General features: G+C 39.4%; 15 protein-coding genes. 6 read left to right on the top strand and 9 right to left on the bottom strand.

The genetic code is table 11. The features are described from left to right. Position 1 precedes the first annotated feature (1 nt). Positions 2-781, bottom strand: coding sequence for a 3'(2'),5'-bisphosphate nucleotidase CysQ (gene cysQ, locus AC1DYB_RS03585; RefSeq protein ID WP_477432486.1), 780 nt, complete (start codon positions 779-781; stop codon positions 2-4). Between the two features lie 139 nt (positions 782-920). On the opposite strand from cysQ, the gene AC1DYB_RS03580 reads away from it, so the two are divergent. After that, positions 921-1,856, top strand: coding sequence for a helix-turn-helix domain-containing protein (locus tag AC1DYB_RS03580; protein ID WP_477432484.1), 936 nt, complete (start codon positions 921-923; stop codon positions 1,854-1,856). A 99-nt stretch (positions 1,857-1,955) separates the two neighbouring features. Here AC1DYB_RS03580 and AC1DYB_RS03575 read toward each other — a convergent pair whose 3' ends face one another. Further along, on the bottom strand, positions 1,956-2,267 hold the full coding sequence (locus tag AC1DYB_RS03575; RefSeq protein WP_477432482.1) for a hypothetical protein: 312 nt from the start codon (positions 2,265-2,267) through the stop codon (positions 1,956-1,958). A gap of 331 nt (positions 2,268-2,598) precedes the next feature. Here AC1DYB_RS03575 and AC1DYB_RS03570 point away from each other — a divergent pair, with 331 nt between their 5' ends. Beyond that, positions 2,599-3,123, top strand: a complete 525-nt coding sequence (locus AC1DYB_RS03570; RefSeq protein ID WP_477432480.1) for a hypothetical protein — start codon at positions 2,599-2,601, stop codon at positions 3,121-3,123. A gap of 156 nt (positions 3,124-3,279) precedes the next feature. Here the strand turns inward: AC1DYB_RS03570 and AC1DYB_RS03565 are convergent, their stop codons facing one another. Next, the gene (locus tag AC1DYB_RS03565; protein ID WP_295711752.1) at positions 3,280-3,645 is read right to left on the bottom strand and encodes a response regulator; all 366 of its coding nucleotides are present in this window, start codon (positions 3,643-3,645) and stop codon (positions 3,280-3,282) included. A 204-nt stretch (positions 3,646-3,849) separates the two neighbouring features. On the opposite strand from AC1DYB_RS03565, the gene glgX reads away from it, so the two are divergent. Genes glgX through treY form a run of 3 tightly spaced genes read left to right on the top strand, consistent with a single transcriptional unit; the run spans position 3,850 to position 10,487 of the window. After that, the gene (gene glgX, locus AC1DYB_RS03560) at positions 3,850-5,997 is read left to right on the top strand and encodes a glycogen debranching protein GlgX (protein ID WP_477432478.1); all 2,148 of its coding nucleotides are present in this window, start codon (positions 3,850-3,852) and stop codon (positions 5,995-5,997) included. After that, positions 5,975-7,810 carry a malto-oligosyltrehalose trehalohydrolase gene (gene treZ, locus AC1DYB_RS03555; RefSeq protein WP_477432476.1) on the top strand — a complete coding sequence of 612 codons (1,836 nt, stop codon included), beginning with the start codon at positions 5,975-5,977 and terminating at the stop codon, positions 7,808-7,810. Before glgX ends, treZ begins: the two co-directional genes overlap by 23 nt. Next, positions 7,803-10,487, top strand: coding sequence for a malto-oligosyltrehalose synthase (gene treY / locus AC1DYB_RS03550; RefSeq protein ID WP_477432475.1), 2,685 nt, complete (start codon positions 7,803-7,805; stop codon positions 10,485-10,487). Before treZ ends, treY begins: the two co-directional genes overlap by 8 nt. A gap of 219 nt (positions 10,488-10,706) precedes the next feature. Here the strand turns inward: treY and AC1DYB_RS03545 are convergent, their stop codons facing one another. Then, positions 10,707-11,327, bottom strand: coding sequence for a TetR/AcrR family transcriptional regulator (locus tag AC1DYB_RS03545; RefSeq protein WP_295711744.1), 621 nt, complete (start codon positions 11,325-11,327; stop codon positions 10,707-10,709). A 168-nt stretch (positions 11,328-11,495) separates the two neighbouring features. Between AC1DYB_RS03545 and AC1DYB_RS03540 the strand changes: the two genes are divergently transcribed. After that, positions 11,496-12,611, top strand: coding sequence for a mechanosensitive ion channel family protein (locus AC1DYB_RS03540; RefSeq protein WP_295711742.1), 1,116 nt, complete (start codon positions 11,496-11,498; stop codon positions 12,609-12,611). On the opposite strand, the gene AC1DYB_RS03535 is transcribed toward AC1DYB_RS03540, so the two are convergent. The 5 genes from AC1DYB_RS03535 to AC1DYB_RS03515 all read right to left on the bottom strand — a co-directional run bounded on the left by AC1DYB_RS03535 (position 12,608) and on the right by AC1DYB_RS03515 (position 19,882). Then, a complete protein-coding gene (locus AC1DYB_RS03535) occupies positions 12,608-13,081 on the bottom strand; it encodes a DUF4126 family protein (RefSeq protein WP_477432472.1) in 474 nt (157 codons plus the stop codon). The two genes, AC1DYB_RS03540 and AC1DYB_RS03535, sit on opposite strands and share 4 nt — an antisense overlap. A 145-nt stretch (positions 13,082-13,226) precedes the next feature. Continuing rightward, positions 13,227-16,661 carry an efflux RND transporter permease subunit gene (locus AC1DYB_RS03530; RefSeq protein ID WP_295711739.1) on the bottom strand — a complete coding sequence of 1,145 codons (3,435 nt, stop codon included), beginning with the start codon at positions 16,659-16,661 and terminating at the stop codon, positions 13,227-13,229. 26 nt (positions 16,662-16,687) lie between these two features. Continuing rightward, a complete protein-coding gene (locus tag AC1DYB_RS03525; RefSeq protein ID WP_477432469.1) occupies positions 16,688-17,794 on the bottom strand; it encodes an efflux RND transporter periplasmic adaptor subunit in 1,107 nt (368 codons plus the stop codon). 35 nt (positions 17,795-17,829) lie between these two features. After that, positions 17,830-19,179, bottom strand: coding sequence for a TolC family protein (locus AC1DYB_RS03520; RefSeq protein ID WP_477432467.1), 1,350 nt, complete (start codon positions 19,177-19,179; stop codon positions 17,830-17,832). A gap of 91 nt (positions 19,180-19,270) precedes the next feature. Beyond that, entirely contained in the window at positions 19,271-19,882 is a 612-nt protein-coding gene (locus tag AC1DYB_RS03515; RefSeq protein ID WP_295711734.1) for a TetR/AcrR family transcriptional regulator, read from the bottom strand. Between the last annotated feature and the right edge of the window lie 209 nt (positions 19,883-20,091).

Genomic DNA, 20,091 nt, shown 5'->3' with positions numbered 1-20,091 from the left:
TCTATCTGATTTTTACCAAAAAACCGCCATTGAGTAACGATGGCTTATTATATACAAATGGTTCGCCGGCCGAATTACACATTACAGCGCCGCTATAAGTTGCTATTGCCTGGCCTGCCGCTGTATCCCACTCCATTGTTGGCCCATGCCTGTAATATATATCGGCTTTACCTTCGGCAATTAAACCAAACTTGATAGAGCTGCCAACAGATACCGTCTCCGCAATAGGATATTGTTTCAACATAGTGATTTCTTCTGCCGATGAATGCGACCGGCTGCCTACAGCTATCCAATTCTTTGTTTTTTTATTGGCATGAAGTTCCCGGGTTTCACCGGTAGCACTCTCCTTCCAACTGCCAATACCTTCACCTCCATAATAAAGTTCGCTGGTAACAGGAACATATATAATACCTAAAACAGGTGCGTTTTTATGAATGAGTGCTATGTTAACGGTAAATTCACCGTTACGTTTAATAAACTCTTTTGTTCCATCTAAAGGGTCAACACACCAAAAGTATTCCCAATTTTTTCTAACCTCGTAAGGGATATCTTTCCCTTCCTCGGAAATTACAGGTATGCCTGGATTTAAAACGGTAAGACCTTGCATTATAATTTCATGCGAGATCTGGTCGGCAAGTGTTAAAGGCGATCTGTCGTCCTTTAAAGTTACCACTATATCACCGCCGTTATAAACAGTAAGTATCCCCCTCCCTGCCTCCTTTGCAAGTGCTAATAAAATGTGCAGATCAATAGTTGGTAACCCTTCAAAATTCAATTTCATAAAAGCAGATCAATAGCAATACATATTTTCCAATAATAGCTATTGCTATCAATATTTGCACCTTAACTTAATTTTTATTTAATGGTAGCATGTGTTATGGTATCAGATTGATTTAATTTTACCTTAGATACCGATCCTTATGAAAGAAGAAGAAAAACTGATCTTCAATAATCTCAAAGAACAATACATTCATTTTGGTTTGCCTGCTGATTGCATTGATGATAAAACCGACTTTGTAATTCACAATTTGAAGGATATCCATAAGAATTTGCCTTATCAGTCGCTGGTGTTCAGGCCAAACTTCTTTTCTTTTGTTTTTGTTAAAAATGGCTCGGGGAAATATACTACCGATGAACTGGTGTTTGATACCGTACCTGGAACCATTTATTTTACAAACCCGGGGCATTACAAATCATATAACTGGTATAATATAGAAGAGGTATACTTGATTACTCTTAGCGAATCCTTCCTGAAAGAGAATGTTCACCCGGATATTTTTGAGGAGTTTCCGTTCCTGCTTGCCGAAACCGTACAGCCACGGGTTTTGGCTCCGGCCGCCTTTGCAGAATTTGAGCAGCTTTATCTGCAGATATCAAAGGAGTACCAGGCTCAAAGCGCTTATCGCAATCGCATTATCGGGAACCTGTTTGTTGTATTGCTGTTAAAAGTAAAGGAGTATTTTTGGAAAGATTATAACCCTATTTATGAAGGGAACCGCAGCTCGCAGATAGTAAAGGAGTTTAAACGCACGCTTGAAAAACATTACCGGGACCTGAGTAATGGCCTTGTTGAAAAAGCTTACCGTGTACAGGATTATGCCGATGCCCAAAGCTTGCACCCTAATTATTTAAGCAACGTTATCAAAATAAAAACCGGGAAGGCAATTGGTACCTGGATAGCCGAAAAAACAATATCAGAGGCTAAGGCGCTGTTACAAAACTCGGCCATATCTATTAAGGAAATTGCCTACCGTTTAGGCTTTACCGAGTCGACACACTTTAGCAATTATTTTAAAAAACATACCCAGCTATCTCCTGTTTTATTCAGGAAACAGCATGTAAGTTCCACATTGTAGATATTTCAACATTTGCCATTCAATGACAGCGTATTAATAAAAAAAACTCCATTCGCGATAAACAAATGGAGTTTTTTATGGTGAGATTTTTTTGCTGATTTAAGATGCTTTTGCCAACTTAAAGCCGGGTGTAACCTTTAAAGTGTTTTTTACTACCGGCGTTACCGGTTCAATATGTTTTTCTTTCAGTTTCTTAAATATCTCAAAACTAAAGGCATCCTGCATAGGCAAGTTATATTTTGCTATAGTAGCCGGATGAAGCTGTAAGGTTTCTGAGGGAACTTTAAGATTCATATGGTTGATATGCGTTAAGCCGGTTACCTTATCCGTATCAAATACAACAAAGGTATCTATCAACCTTCCTTCGGCATCGGTATAAATCACTGATTCATGTTCTTTAAAGGTTTTCATAATTAACAGATATAACCAGATAACAAGCACCTGTTTTAAAAGTTTGATAACTATTAATTAAATGTTACAGGAATTTAACTGACAGATTATTTACACCTGTTTAAAACCTGCCGATAAGCGCCCTAAATAAAGAAACTGTTGATGGCGTGCATCCTAATGCGGCCGGATAGCAAATTATGGCCACCATTACAGAGCAGGCAATTGCCAAGGCTTTTAAATAATACTGTAACACAGCTATTTGCATTTACATTATCTTATATGTAACTTTAGGATATCGGTGTAAATACTGATAAGTTTTATCCAGATCCTTTAAACTTTTAAATTCACAGTTATGCCTAATCACCTATCCCCGCTCGGAATTTTCCATACTGCTGTTAGTATCCTCGCTGTTCTCATTGCATTATACGCTTTAATCCGTTATGGGAAAATAGACCCCGCAACTGCTGTTGGTAAGTTATATATAACTTTAACAGCAATTGCCTGCCTTACGGCATTGCTGATCATGAAAACCGGGCATTTAAGTGCCGGACACGGCCTGGCAGTTATTGTTTTAGTATTGCTCCCCATTGGCGTATATGCCAAATCAATCAAATTTTTGGGGAAGGGTGCCGATTATATTCAAACTATAGTAATGTCATCAACCTTGTTTTTCTCGATGATTCCTGCAACTATTGAAACTTTAACCAGGCTACCTATAAGCCACCCGCTGGCCGCCGACCCAAATGACCCGGTAGCAAAAATGGGACTGCTCATCCTTGTTGTACTTTACATTGTAGGCGTGCTATACCAGGTTATAAAAATCAGGTCGGGAAGAAAGGCTACCGGATCACCGGATAGTACAGTTACTTTGAGTTAATTTATCACAACTTAATGCTCTTTAAAAGCGTTGCTTTGATTTGCCATTATCAACTTGAGCATTTGCTGGTGGAATTGATTAAGCAAATTTAAGCCTCATTCAATGCATTTATCCAAACCATTTTATTGTAAAAATGGTTTGGATGTTGCTTAACGATTAAGCCGCATGCTTTACATAATGGCCGACCAGGTTGGTTAGTGCAGTTAATTCAAATGGCTTGCTTAACCAGGCATCAGCCCCACAGGCTTTAGCGATATCTGCAAGATCAGGATATCCCGATATTAGTATAACCGGGATATGACTGGTTAACGGATGCTGTTTTATTGCCCGGCATAGTTCGCTGCCAAAGCCGTCCTTTAGTTTATTATCAACCAAAACAAGATCTGGCATATGAAGAATCACTCCTTTGATGGAGTTTTTATCAAGAGATGCAACGGTGCAATACCCCTCTTCTCTAAGGACGATCTGTATAGCTTCAGACAAGTCTGAATCGTCTTCCACAACAAATATTTTTTTGCTCATAGGTTTGGTTTTAAGTAGATACACAAATTTACTCAGCAAAACTATCAATTACAAATTAACTTATTTACACAAAAGGCAACCATAAAATTCAGGTTTCACATTGATTATCAACATGAAAAAACAAAATATGGTATACCGCCAAACAAATCAACCTGATTTTAATTTAATTGGTGTAATATGAAATTTAATATCCCCTAATCGCATATGAAAATTACAACATACCCCGGTAAATCATTCCCGCTTGGCGCTACATGGGATGGTAAGGGCGTCAACTTCACACTATATTCCGAGAATGCTACTGGCGTTGAACTTTGTTTGTTTAACGCTCCTAATGACGAAATTGAAACAGAAAGAATAAAAATCACCGAATACTCTGAACTGATATGGCATGTTTATATACCCGGTTTAAAACCAGGACAGCTTTATGGCTACAGGGTGAGCGGCCCATATGAACCCGAAAATGGGCACCGCTTTAATCCTAATAAACTGCTGCTTGACCCTTATGCCAAGGCAATTTCCGGAACTATTAATTGGGACGATTCGTTATTCGGATACCAAATTGGCAGCCCGGATGAAGACCTTAGTTTTAGCGAAACCGACAATGCGGCCTATGTACCAAAATCAGTAGTTATTGATCATAATTTTGATTGGGAAGGCGACACACCTCCTGACATTGAATATTATAATTCGGTTATTTATGAAGCTCATGTAAAGGGCTTTACCAAAATGAATCCTCAAATACCTGAGAGCATCAGGGGTACGTACGCAGCTATCGGGCATCCGGTAACCATTAAATATTTAAAAGATCTGGGTATAACTGCCATTGAATTAATGCCGGTGCATCATTTTTTAAGTGACAGGCACCTTGTTGAAAACGGACTTTCCAATTACTGGGGCTACAATACAATGGGCTTTTTTGCTCCTGATTGCAGGTACTCTTCCTGCGGAGTGCAGGGTGAGCAGGTAAGGGAGTTTAAAACTATGGTAAAGGAATTACACAAGGCGGGTATTGAAGTGATACTTGATGTGGTTTACAATCATACCGGCGAAGGTAGCCACATGGGCCCTACCTTATCTTTCCGCGGCATTGACAACTCCTCTTATTACCGCCTTACCGAAGACAAACGATTTTACATGGACTACACCGGTACAGGCAACACACTTAATGCCAATTTGCCCAATGTGCTGCGCTTGATGATGGATAGTCTGCGCTATTGGATCCTGGAAATGCATGTTGATGGTTTCCGCTTTGACCTTGCCGCTACACTTGCCCGCGAATTGCATGAGGTGAATCGCCTGAGTGCTTTTTTTGATATTATTCACCAGGATCCGTGCATATCGCAAGTAAAACTAATTGCCGAGCCCTGGGATGTTGGCGAAGGCGGTTACCAGGTTGGCAAGTTTCCGCCGGGATGGGGCGAATGGAACGGCAAATACAGGGACAGCATCCGGGATTTCTGGAGCGGTACGGAAAGTTCACTGGCTGAATTTGGCGACCGCATAACAGGCAGTTCTGATCTATACAAACTATACCGCCGACCGACAGCAAGTATCAACTTTGTAACCGCCCATGACGGCTTTACCCTAAATGATCTTGTATCATACAATGAAAAGCACAATGAAGCCAACGGAGAGGATAATAATGATGGCGAAAGCCACAACCGCTCATGGAACTGCGGCGTTGAGGGCCCAACCGACGATGAAAATATCAATGAATTGCGCGAAAAACAAAAGCGCAATTTTTTAACAACATTATTCCTATCGCAAGGGGTGCCGATGCTGGTGGCAGGCGACGAAATGAGCCGCACCCAAAAGGGAAACAACAATACTTATTGCCAGGATAATGAAATTTCATGGATCAACTGGGAAACCATGGATAAAGATTTAATGCAATTTACCCGTAAACTCATAAAACTTAGAAAAGAGCATGCTGCATTTTCAAGGAAAAACTGGTTTAACGGCGAGGTTGAAACAAAAAGCGGAGTAGCTGATATTGCCTGGTTTTTGCCAGATGGATCTGAAATGAGTGAAGACAACTGGAATCATGATTTTGCCAAATCAGTTGCCATTTTTTTAAACGGTTTAGGACTACATAGCGTAAATGCCGAGGGAAATAAAGTAATTGACGATAGCTTTTACGTAATATTTAACGCTCATGACGAACCACTTAGCTACAAGCTACCAGCAAAGGAATACGCCAAGGATTGGGAGTTAATTATCGACACACATAAAAACCCTAACGAAAAGGTAAAAGGCAAATTTAAAGCAAAAGATACCATACAAGTTGAAGGACGATCCGTTGTATTACTTCAGCATCAACTGATTCACAATGGCGAAACAAAACACCAATAACAGAACATTAGGTATTAACTTTAATGATCCCGGATTTGCAGAAGTAAGGGTTTGGACTCCAAATGCAGGTGAGGTTTTGCTAAAGTTAGATGCGCTTGAGCATCCTTTAGTTAAAGAAGAATACGGCTATTGGACATTGAAAACCAATCACCTTAAGCCCGGTGATAACTATTGGTTTAAGGTAGATGGCAAACAATTACCAGATCCGGCTTCGTTACTTCAACCCCAGGGTGTACACGGCCCATCAGAAGCATTTGATTTAAAAGCTTTTGACTGGACTGGTACTCAATGGCAAAACATCGCGCTTGCCGATTATATTATTTATGAGTTGCATACCGGCACATTTACCCAGAATAGCACATTTAAAGGCATCGAGGACAAACTGAACTATTTGATTGAACTGGGCATTACAGCAGTTGAGATTATGCCTGTTTCGCAGTTTCCGGGAGAAAGAAACTGGGGTTATGACGGTGTTTTTCCCTTCGCGGTACAAAATAGCTACGGGGGCCCTGCGGGTTTACAGCAATTGATTAATACGTGCCATAGCAAAGGTTTAGCTGTTATTCTGGATGTTGTTTACAATCACCTGGGCCCGGAGGGTAATTATTTTGCAAATTTCGGACCCTATTTTACAGATAAATATCATACCCCCTGGGGCAGTGCTATCAATTTTGATGATGCAGGTTGCGACGAAGTAAGACGATATTTTATTGAGAATGTATTGATGTGGTTCCGGGATTTTCATGTAGATGCCCTGCGCATGGATGCCGTACACGCCATACGAGACTTTAGTCCGAACCATATTTTACGGGAGATCAATCAGCACGTGGCCCAACTAATGGAAGAATCGGGAAGAACCCATTACCTGATAGCCGAGTGCGACCTGAACGACACCCGTTATATTAATCCCATTCAAAAAGACGGCTATGGCTTTAACGCGCAGTGGATAGATGAGTTTCACCACGCCTTGCGCGTAACGGCTGGCGGTGAACGTAATGGTTATTACACAGATTTTAATGGCATATCCGATTTAGCAACCGCTTACCAAAACGGATATGTATATCACGGACAATATTCCCATCAACGACAAAAAACCTTTGGCACACCAACCAAAGGTATCAACGGGCAACAATTTGTGGTGTTTTCCCAGAACCATGACCAGGTGGGAAATAGGATGCTTGGAGAGCGATCAAGCCAATTGTTTAGTTTCGAGATGCAAAAGCTAATGGCAGGCGCTGTTATGATTAGCCCGTTTTTACCGATGCTATTTATGGGCGAGGAATGGAGCGAACCTAACCCATTCCAGTTTTTTGTAAGCCATACCGATGAAAAATTGATTAAAGCTGTGCGAAAAGGCCGTAAAGAAGAATTTGCCGATTCTCATTCACAAGGGCAAGCTCCAGACCCGCAGGCATTATCCACTTTTGAAAGCTCCAAACTAAATTGGGGATTATTAGATAAGGGATTACACAATGTAATGCTGCGGTATTACAAAAGCCTTATCAAACTAAAAAAACGACAGCCAGCTATTAAAAGCACCAATCGTGAAAATATGAGTGTAACGGTTGATGAAACAACTCAAACATTAATGATTGAACGATGGACCGAAGAGCAAAAAACACTTAGTCTGTTAAACTTCTCCAGGCTATATCAGGATATAAAAATACCCAACGGGATAAATCAATGGCAAAAACTGTTTGATTCCGCCGAGCCTAAATGGAACGGACCAATAGCCTCTGCAGAGATTATAAGTACAGGCAATATGCAGCTACCCCCAGAGTCTATACTCATATATACTCAATATTATGCATAACCCCGTTGCAACGTATAGGATCCAGTTCAATAAAAACTTCACCTTTAATCATTTAAAGGCCATTATTCCTTACCTCCAACAGTTGGGGATCAGCACCTTATACGCCTCCCCTATTTTTGAAGCCGTGCCGGGCAGCACACATGGTTATGATGTGGTTAATCCCTTGGTCATCAACCCGGAGATTGGCACCTTGCAGGAATTGGAAGCAATCAGCAAAACACTTAAAAAACACAACATCAGCTGGCTGCAGGATATAGTGCCTAATCATATGGCCTATCATCAAAACAACAAATGGCTGATGGATGTGCTGGAGAAAGGTAAACGATCTGAATACGTTGATTTTTTTGACATCATTTGGTCGGCTCCCATCTATAATAGCCGACTAATGGTTCCTTTTTTAGGCGAACCGTTTGAAGATGCATTAAAAGACGGGCAGATTAAAATAGTTCTTAAAGAAAATAGTTTTGCTTTTACATACGGTGAACAGTATTACCCGTTGAATCTGCATGCCTATATAACCATTCTGCAAATTGCCGCAGAACCTAATAAATTGATTACGCTGTTAATTGCAGAGGCAAAGGAACTACAGCAAGCAGATGATAATATTTCTTTCGGTATCCGGTTTACGGAATTGAAAGAACAACTGGCTTCCATTTATAAACATGATGATACAAAAAAATCCATCCAGGCATCTATTGATAAAATAAATAAGGATACATCATTATTGCAGCAAATATCAAGCGAGCAATACTATCAGTTATGCTTTTGGCAGGAGACGGAAAAGCAGATCAATTTTCGCAGATTTTTTACGGTGAATGGACTTATCTGCCTCAACATGCAACTTCCAAAGGTGTTTGATAAATACCATGAACTGATTAAATCATTGCTGGATAAAGGCATTGTACAGGGCCTTCGTTTAGATCATATCGACGGATTGTATGATCCCGCCGAATACCTAGAACGCCTGCGCGCACTTACCGGCAGCGAAACCTATATTGTAGTAGAAAAGATATTGGAAGACGGCGAAAAATTTCCGGATAGCTGGCCGGTACAAGGCAGTACTGGGTATGATTTCCTGGCGGCAATAAACAACCTGTTTACCCAAACAGAAAATAAAAAAGCTTTTGCAGATTTTTACCGCGAGCTTACTAAAGAAAAACAACCTATAACCAAAGCGATTTTTAATAAGAAGTCACTCATTTTACATGAGCACATGGCCGGCGAACTGGAAAACCTGTACCAGTTATTTTGTGATCTGGAACTTGCAGATCAGGATGCAATAAAAACAAATGACATCAAATCTGTAATAGCCGAATTTTTGATCAGGTGCCCGGTTTACAGATATTATGGCAATAGTTTCCCCCTGCCACTTGATGAACAAAAAGCGGTTACAGAAATATTTAAAAGTATCCGTGATGCTAAGCCGGAACTTGAAAAAGGCGCAGATCTGTTGCAAAACATATTGATTAAAGAAAATGATGATGGTGTGAGCCAGCATATACTCCAGTTTTATCAACGCTGTATGCAATTTACAGGCCCGCTGATGGCCAAAGGAGTAGAAGATACCCTAATGTATACCTATGACCGGTTTATCGGCCACAACGAAGTTGGTGATACGCCACAAACTTTCGGACTATCGGTAGATGAATTTCACAGTGCAATGATCCAAAGACAGCAGCAATATCCCCTGGCTATTAATGCAACATCAACTCATGATACTAAACGAGGTGAAGGTGTAAGGGCGAGATTAAATGTTTTAACTGACCTTGCTGAGGATTGGTTAAAAATGGTCGCGCACTGGCAAAATATTAACAGCAAATTTAAAACTGATGGTGCACCCGATGCCAACGACGAATATCTTCTTTACCAAAGCATAACCGGAAGTTTCCCGATGCCAGGGGAAGATGACGACTTCTTGAACCGCCTGCAAGAATACCTGATTAAAGGTTTGCGCGAAGCTAAACGCCACACCCAATGGGCAGAGCCAAATGAAGAATATGAAGAAAGTTGTAAAAGATTCATTGAATCAATACTGCAACCACAAAGCGATTTCAATTATAGCTTTCAACCATTGTTAAATAAAATCGCTGATTACGGCATTATAAACTCATTAGCGCAAACTATTTTAAAATTCACTTGCCCAGGCACCCCAGATATTTACCAGGGTTGCGAATATTGGGACCTGAGCATGGTTGATCCTGACAACCGCCGCCCGGTGGATTATGAATTAAGAGCCAATAATTTAAACCAACTAACTAAAGATAATGTCTCCTTTGATGAGTTATGGAATAAAAGGCAAAATGCCAATATCAAACTCTGGCTTACTCAATTGTTGTTTGGTGAACGAAAAAAGAACTCCATAACTTTTGAAAAAGGCTTATATATACCCTTGACAGTTACAGGGAAATATGAGAAAAATATAATGGCCTTTGCCCGGCAATATCACGAAGATTGGTACATAGTGATTATACCCCTTCATTTGGCTCAAATAAGCCCAGACCACCGCAACCCAGGCTCCATCAATTGGGAAGATACACATATAGAATTGCCTGTTAAGGCCCCACTAAAATGGCATAATCTATTATGCGACAAAGCATCAGAGCATAATTTGGTTATCAAAATGACCACCATATTGGACCAGGTGCCCTTTGCCCTGCTTAAAAATATTAAACTATAAAAAAAGCCGGATGGAAATAAATCTCCATCCGGCTAAATCACTCTAAAACAATCACCTCTTATTAAATAGGAAGTTATAACAATAATATATAGATGCTTTTACAAGAGCCTATTAATTAAATGTTTAAACAAAGGTATCTATAATATACTGGGACTTTATCGACCACCCATCATTTTTACGGGGTACTGACACAGCACAAATTGAATTTAATCGATTGTATTAGCAATACATTAAACCCTTTATGAATATATCAGTAAGCAATAGCTTTTTGCTTCTAATTTCTTCGAGATGTTCCTTACGCGGGAAACTGGATTTCTTTTGAGACACAGCCCCCACCCTGATACCATGCATAGCATCTAAAAGCAGGTCAACAACCTCTTCGGAGTTTTCAATAGGTTTTATAGTGCCCTTTTCAATTTCAACTTTAACGGCATTACTCAACAAAGTAAGCTCCGCTTTGTGCACTTGCTCAACAATTTCCCAAATGGTATCCGGTAAATTTTGTTCATTAAGCCTGAAAAAATCGAAGAAATTATAATTCTTTACAATAAAATCATGATGTGTATTGATCTGGAAAACAAAGGCTTCTTTTAAATTATTAAAAGTATCAATGTTATCTTCAAGCAATTTTAAGTATTCATTAGCCAGCTTACGCATTACAGCTATATATAACTGGCTTTTATCAGGGAAATAATAGTACAGCAAAGCTTTCGACATAGAGAGGTCACCGGCAATTTCATTCATCGTGGTTTTTGAATAACCATAATGTAAAAATCGCTCATACGAGGCTTCTAATATCTTTTCCCTTTTTATATCCTGATGGTCATTCACTGCAGCCATTTGTTATATAAATTATACAATCTGTAATCAGCAACCTAAATTCCTGACTTTTTAAACAAATCTATCAAAAAATCTACATATAAATATGGCAACCCCCATTTCGTTACGTGTTGTTAAAACAATTTTACATTCGTAGTATTTAACTAATGTTGATTAATATAAAATAACATGAATATCGAAAACAGGTTACCCCCTGATCTGCTTGACTTTTCCCAACAACTTCCAGCCATAGTATGGAATCTCCTGATAGCTGTAATAGCTATCCTTGCAGGGCTGATTATAAAGTATATTGTTACCCTCTTATTTAAATTTTACGCTAAAAAGGAAGAATCCTACTCCTTTTTCAGGTCGGTGATAATCAATTTAGGCCCTGCTATAACTTATTTTATCCCATTGTTTTTGCTAAATCTCTTTATCCCCATCATGAGGATGGATAAAATTTATGTTACTCCGCTTGATAAAACAATTGAAATTTTACTGACAATATCTTTTGCAGGCATTCTTGTACGCTCTATCCGGATTTTAGAAGATTACATCTATCACACCTACGATCTTAATAAAGCCGATAACCTGGTGGAGCGCAAAGTGCGCACACAAATTCAATTTATACGTAAGTTTTTAGTGGTTGTAATTGTATTTGTTACCATAGCTATCATCCTGCTTAGTTTTGAAAGTATGCGTAAAATTGGCACGGGCTTATTAACAGGTGTGGGAATAGGTGGTATTATTGTAGGTTTCGCGGCGCAAAACTCTTTAGGAAATTTGCTGGCCGGTTTCCAGATAGCGTTTACGCAACCCATCAGGATTGACGATGTTTTAGTGGTTGAAGGCGAATGGGGGCGCGTGGAGGAAATAACCCTAACTTACGTGGTGCTGAATATATGGGATAAACGCAGGCTGATTCTTCCCATTAACTATTTCATTACAAAACCCTTTCAAAACTGGACAAGATCTTCGTCCGAAATATTGGGAACAGTATTTTTATATGTGGATTATACCATTCCGCTTGAGGCTATCCGTAAAGAGTTTGACCGGTTGATTGAGCTATCACCACTTTGGGATAAGAAAGTTAAAGTGGTTCAGGTTACCGATACCAAAGAAAACAATATTGAAGTACGCGTACTGATGAGTGCACACAATTCATCCGATGCGTTTGACCTGAGATGCTACATCAGGGAAAACCTGGTAACCTTTATCCAACAGAATTACCCGGGTAGTTTGCCAAGAATTCGTACCGAGGTTAGCAATCTTGAAAAATACTTGCAGCCTAAAACTGATAATTAAGCTGCATTTGATAATTCAACTCCACTGCCAATTACAAGCGCATCTTCAATAGCGCCAACAATCGGGTCAATAACATGACTGGTTTTAACCGCATTCTTACGCAGAAAATAACTGCCAAATGTGGAAGCAAAAGCAGCGGCCCCACCCATGGCAACTTTGCCTCCGGTTGCTTTATAAACACTTGCCCCGGCAAATGCTCCTGAAAGCATCCTGAAGGCAAGTACGGCAGGCTTGATCCGATTGGGTGCCGAAGGTAATTTATCGCCTATTATTTCGCCTATGGCTAAAACCTTCAATGCAAGTGCCACATTTTTTGATTGCATAAACCGCAAAGGTGAATGATCAAGTTTTTTTGACTGGTGATGACTTAATATATGACTAACAATAACCGGTGCCGATGTTGAGCGCATACCGGCCAGGGCTCCAAGACCAATAACCTGCCAAAAGGGATGTGATATTTTGAGTTCCATAATTGACGTTTGATGTTTGTTATACATATAAAACTACACACATCTTATTATGTTCTAATTAAAAACATAAATCAGAGCCCTTTAAAGCAAAATAGCCGCACACTTTTCAGCATGCGGCTATTTGTTTATGATTTTGCCTATTAAGTTAAACCGTTTCGGCTTCTAATACTTCTATATGTTTCTTTTCTTTTTTACCAAAAAGCCTTGCTTTAAGGTTGTGACGGATAAGATACATACATGGCACAAGAATTAAAGTAATAACGGTTGCAAAACCTAAACCAAATATCATTGTCCAGGCCAACGGTCCCCAGAAGGCAACGTTATCGCCACCAAAGTGGATATGTGGTTTAAAGTGTGTGAACATCTCCACAAAATCGATATTAAAGCCTACAGCTAATGGTATTAAACCTAATATGGCTGCAGTGGCCGTTAATAATACCGGTGTCATACGGGTATGCCCTGCCTCAACAACGGCGTCATGAACGTTTGCACCCTGCTCTATCAACATATCTGTAAACTCTACAAGCAAGATCCCGTTTCTGACCACCACACCGGCAAGAGCGATGATACCTACCCCGGTCATAACGATAGCCATGGTCATGCCAAAGATACTTACACCCAATAACACCCCAATGATACTAAAGAAGATCTCACTGATGATGATGAATGTTTTACCGATGGAATTAAACTGGATCATTAAAATGATCAGGATCAATCCAAAAGAGGTAGCAAGTGCACCACCAAGGAAAGTAACCGCTTCCAGCTGATCTTCCTGTCCACCACCCTGCCTGATGATGATATCATCAGATTTTTTAAAGTTGGCTATAGCCTTTAAGATATTAGCATTTACCTCGTTGGCATTATACGGTTTTATTACGCTTGAACCTAAAGTTAATACCCTGCGCTGTTGTTTACGCTTAATGTTACTATAGGTATTGGTATACCTTATATCAGTAAATGCCGATATGGGCACCTGGCGTATAGCACCACCGGTGGCAAGGTCACGATAAGTTATTTTCATGTTGCGTAACTCATCTATATTACCACGCTGTTGTTCCAATGCCCTTACCTTTATCTGGTAATCATCTTCTTTGGTGTTCCTGAAGTCGCCTGCTTTGGCGCCAAATATGGCCGTACCAAGCGCCTGACTTATCTGCGATGTACTGATACCTTCGCGGTTAGCCCTTTCACGGTCAATATCAAAAACAATTTCTGGCTTATCGTTTTGAACGTCGGCAACCAGGTTTTCAATACCAGCAATGTTTTGCTTAGCCAGGTAGCTCTTTAAACGATTGCTGGTGTTTACCAACGAATCCAGGTTATCACCTATTAGTTCGATACTAATATCTTTCTGTACCGGCGGACCACTATTTTCCTGTGCTACAGCAATTTTAGCCCCCGGCACGCCTTGAACAGCTGCGCGGATCTTTCGCAAAACCTCCTTGGTATCCTTACCATTACGTTTACCAAATTCAACAAATGCAACGGTTACTTTACCTTTATTTTGATAATCGCCCTGATCTTCATCCGTTGGGTCGGTTACGCCCTTGGTAACGTTTGATATTACGGATGATACAATATCCTTATCAGGTTCAACAACCTGTGCAACACGCTGTTCCAGCTTTTTAGTTACCTCGTTGGTAGTAGCCTGGTCAGTACCTATAGGCATAGTAATGTAAACGTATGCAAAGTTTGGATCGCCAGACGGGAAAAACTCAGGCGTTTTGCCTCTTACCACCATCAATAATATAGCAAACACAAACAGTGCAAATGTACCCAACAGCACTATTACAGGCCTTTTAACAGCACGCTCCAACCATTTGGCATACCATTTTTGAAAACGCGGCCATACATTGTTTTGAAACTTGTCTATTATCCTTAATAACACAAAGTGGTTTAACAGGTAAAGCACAATAGCAAGTGCGAGTAAATTGCCCATACCCATAGTCCAAATACCCGCGAAGAACAATCCATAACTTAGTATGGCAAGTACGGCCAAAATGAGCAGTACACGTAAGGTTTTCTTATCAAATTTAGGATTATCATGTTCGCCTTTAAAGTGTGGTTTCATAAAATCAACCGCAAAAACCGGGTTCATAATATAAGCCACCACTAACGATGCCAATAAGGTAATAATAAGTGTTATCGGCAGGAAGAACATAAAGTGCCCAATCAAACTATTCCAGAATGCCAAAGGGACAAATGGAGCCAATGTGGTCATGGTACCTGAAAACACTGGGAGAAATACCTCACCTGCTGCCATTTTAGCCGCTTGTTTAATGGGTATTTTTCCGTTATCAAAAATACGGTGCGTGTTTTCAATTACTACAATGGCATCATCCACCACAATACCTAAAGCCAGCAGGAACGAGAATAACACGATCATATTTAGTGTAAACCCAATGGCCGGCATTATTAAAAATGCAATAAAGCACGATAGCGGTACAGATAATGCCACGAAAATAGCATTAGTTGTCCCCATGAAGAACATCAGGATAACTGTAACCAATATAAAACCAATTACAATGGTGTTAATAAGATCATTAAGAGTGGTACGTGTCTTGTCCGACTGATCACCTGTTACTGTAATATTTAATCCTTTAGGGAAAACTGTTTTTTGTTTTAGTTTGATCAGCTCATTGATCTTATCAGATGCCTGGATCAGGTTCTCTCCTGCCCTTTTACTTACGTTAAGGGTAATTACATTTTTAAATTTAGGATTTTCTGGCGTTTTTAAACGTGCATAACTCTCCTGTTCTAAAAACGAGTCTTTGATTTCGGCAATATCGCGCAGATAAACTGCTTGTCCCTTGGGGTTACGAATAGCCATTTCAGATACCTCCTGGGCATCTTTAAAATCCTGTTTGATATCAATACTACGGCGAATACCATCAGTTTTTACTGTACCTGCCGTTGTTAAAATATTTTCGTTACCAATTGCCTGGGTAATATCATTAAAACTAACCTGTGCTGCGGCCATCTTATTCAGGTCGACATTCACCTGTATCTCGGGCGTTAAAGCACCAACCTCATCAACTTTTGAAATCTCCTTGTAGCCTTCAATCTCATCCTTCAAAAGATCAGCATACTCTTTTAATTTCTTAAGATCGTAGTCGCCGGATATATTGATATATAAGATTGGAAGATCGGCTACGTTTATATCAGATATAACAGATTCCTTAAGGTTATTATCATTTTGAGGCAGATCCTGTTTGGCTTTATCCACGGCATCTTTTACATCAATTTTGGCATCTTTAATTTTAATATTGGCCTGAAATTCGGCTGTTATTATAGATACGTTTTGTACCGAGTTTGAAGTAACCTTTTTTAGGCCCTTTAATGATTTTAACTGCTTTTCAATTTGCCTTGTTACCAGGTTCTCGATGTTTTGAGGAGATTGGCCTGCAAAAGTTGTGGTAACAAACACTTTAGATTGCGCTATATCCGGAAAGTTCTCCTTTGGCAGATTGTTATAGCTGATCAACCCCAATACTGTGATCAAAAATATGAGCACATATATGGCAGTTTTATTATCAATGGCCCAGCTTGAGGGCCCGAATTCTTTAGTTGAATCTTTCATAATTGACAGATCAATTGTTAATATAATTAATTAGCACTCTGTAAAACTTTGATCTTATCGCCATTTTCAATATCTGAAGCCCCTTCTGTTATCAGCTGATCGCCGGCTTTCAAGCCTGAAAGTATTTCAGTCTGCCCGCCATAAGTAGTTCCTGATTTAACATTAACCCTTTTAGCAATTCCGTTTTCATTAATGTAAACAAAATCTCCATCTTCTGATTTTTGGATGGCTTTAACAGGTATGGCAATTGCATTTGCCTTGGCATAATTAGCTATTTGAATAATGGCTGTCATATTAGGGCGTAAGGTTTTACGCACAGGCAACTTAATTTCAACACCAAAGCTTCTTGATGTTGGATCAATCACCTTGGCGGCAAATGTCACCTTGGTAATTAATGAATCCTTTGCATCGGGTACTAAAATTTTCACTTCATTGCCAGTATTTACACTTCCCGAATAAGATTCAGGCACATCGGCCTTTATTTTTAAAACATCAGCATTAACAACGCGGATACCCGTTTGACCTGGGCTTGCTACCTGGCCCAATTTAAGATCCATTTGGTCAACAGTACCGGTTATTGGTGACACAATACGATATAAACCAGCCTGTTGCTTTAAACCAGCCAAAGCCTTTTTGCTACTTTGCAATGTTGTTTGGGCCTGTAAAAACTGTACTTCGGTACCTATTTTTTGATCCCAAAGATTTTTTTGACGATTGTACAAAGTCTGATTTAACTCCACCTGCGCTTCAGACTGCGCTACATTTTGTTGCATTACGCTGTTATCTAATTGCGCAAGTACCTGTCCTTTAGTTACATGCTGCCCGGGCTTAACAAACAGGCCAGTAATAATTGCAGAAGCCTGTGGATACGCGGTAACGTTATCCTGCGCATCAATTTTACCCTGCAATTGTACATAGTTAGTAAAAGTGACTTGTTTAATAACAATAGTACTTACATCAGTAGTTTTACCCGAATCAGCCGAACCAATCTCCGATTGCAGTTTGGCTACTTTTGAATTTATATCGGCCTGTTGTTTCTGCAGGTCGGCAAGCTCCGTTTTTTTGTCTTTTGGTTTGTTGGTGCAAGCTGCCGCTAAAAGAACGAGGACCGGTATGTAAAATATTTTTTTCATGTCTTTTTTATAATAGTGAGTTTAGTTATATTGTTTTATTGAATACGTCCGTATGCCTGGTCAAGATCAACTTTACTAACCAATGCATCATATAATCCCTGTATATACTTGTTATCTGCATCTTCAAGTGCCGTTTGGGCTTGTGTAACTTCAATACTTGAGCCTACACCTTGTTGATATTTTACTTTGGATACCCTTAAAACTTCCTGGGCCAGCGTTTGGTTACTTTTTTGATTATTTAAAGATTGTAAACCGTTTATATAGGCAACAGAGGCCACTTTGGCATTCAAGTTTAGTGAGTTCTTTAAATTCACCAGGTTGTTTTGCGACTGCATTACCGAAATTTTCGCCTGTTTTACCTGATTGCTGCGCTGACCACTGCTAAAAATAGGTACGTTTAATGACAGGCCTATATAACTTGATGGAAAAGAGTTTTTATATAAATTTCCAAAACTATTGTCCTGATATGATGCAGCATAATTGCCGTTAAAATTCAATGTAGGTAAATACGCCGCCTTTTTATTTTGTAGCAGCAGTTCATTTACCTTTTTATCAGTTTCCTGCAAAGCATACTCAATGCGTTTATGATAAAAGGCTGTGTCAGTGCCCATTTCTGCTATATTGTTATCAAGCTTAATATCCACCAACTTATCTTTAAGGGTTAAGCCATACTCAATTGGCATACCCATCTGAAATTTCAGCATCTGATAATTCAGGGCAAGCGATCTTACCACATTTTCGCGGTTAGTTACCAGGTTATTGTATTGAACAGTTATGCGGTCAACGTCAATCAATTCAACAACACCCTGCTTGTTTTGCGCTATTGTTTGATCAAGCTGTTGCTTTAACTGGATAATATTTGCATCGTACAATTTTATTTGCTCATTGCTTACCAAAACCTGGTAATAAGCCTTTGTTACAGCTACGTTAGCAGCAATTTTGGTACGTGTGTAACTACGCTCAGATAACTCTTTATAGGTTTTTGACGCTTTTAAACCAACAAAATAGCTGCCATCAAATATCTTTTGCGTTAAACTCAAGCCCAGATTTGAATTGTACTTTACACCAAACTTCACTGGGACAAAGGTACCCGGGGCACCAAAAAACTCACCAGGTAATAAACTCGTCGGAACTTTAAGGTAATCAGTAAATGATGCGCTGCCACTTAACTGCGGCAAGCCGGTACCTGTGGTTTCCTTAATTTTATATTCGGCACTATTAACATCAAGCCCTGCATTAACTACGGTATTTTGATGTTCATAAGCATAATTAATACAGTCCTGTACACTAAAATTAAAAGTTTGGTTATTAGGTGGCGTTTCCTGGGCATAGCTTTTAATGGCTATGGCACAAAAAAATGTTGCCGTAAAAAGTAAATATTTCATTGTATATATTGTTGTTGTTGATTTTTTATTTAATACATATTACTGCCTCAAATATCCCGGCCACTTGTGACAGCCGTATGTCAGCAGACTTTTATTCTTCCTTTATATTTTTATATTGATTTAAAAGCTTGTAACCTTTAAGTGTACAAATACCATAGTTAAAATGATCTAAAAACTGCACCTGCACCTTCCAGGTATTAAATTCGGCTACAGGGAAAATGGTGGTATTAAAACCCAGCTCAACTGTATTTACCCTCATCCGGGCAACTATCCTTACGTCAATTTCAGATCTGATGTAGCCCTGCTTAATTCCTTTTGTTAACAATTCTTCCAGCGTACTTATTAAAACTTCTGATTTAAACCGCTGAAATTCGGCCCAGGCCTCCGGATGATATTTTTGCATATCATGGATCACTATCGGGTTGATCCTTGAAAACATCTCTTCTGAGCATTTGGTCATGGCAATCATCTCCTCAATCACATTGGCAGATTTGCTGATGTATTCAACCATTTCCTCTTCATCCTCTTTTAGCTTCTTTTTTACCAGTGCTGTTACAAGCTCATTCTTATCTTTAAAAAACTGGTAAATGGTTTTTTTCGACATACCCAAATGTTTGGCTATATCATCCATGGTTACGCTTTTGATGCCTGCCTTTAAAAACAGCTCCTCGCCCCCGTGTATTATTCTCTCTATTTGACTCATTGACTTTCTTGGTCAAAACTAAGGAAACATTTTATGATTTCAAAGTTTCCAAACGAAATTACTTTTCTCAGACAAAAGGTTACAGATGTGCAGATTTTAAATTCCAGATGTACAGATGATTGCCGCACGATTTTATTCTATTAACTATCGATCATCGGTAAATTGGACAGCCAAACGCAAATTAATTTGTTCATTTAAAATCTGCATAT

The organism is Mucilaginibacter sp. P2_A4, from assembly GCF_056405015.1.
This window is presented reverse-complemented; position numbering and strand designations above follow the sequence as displayed.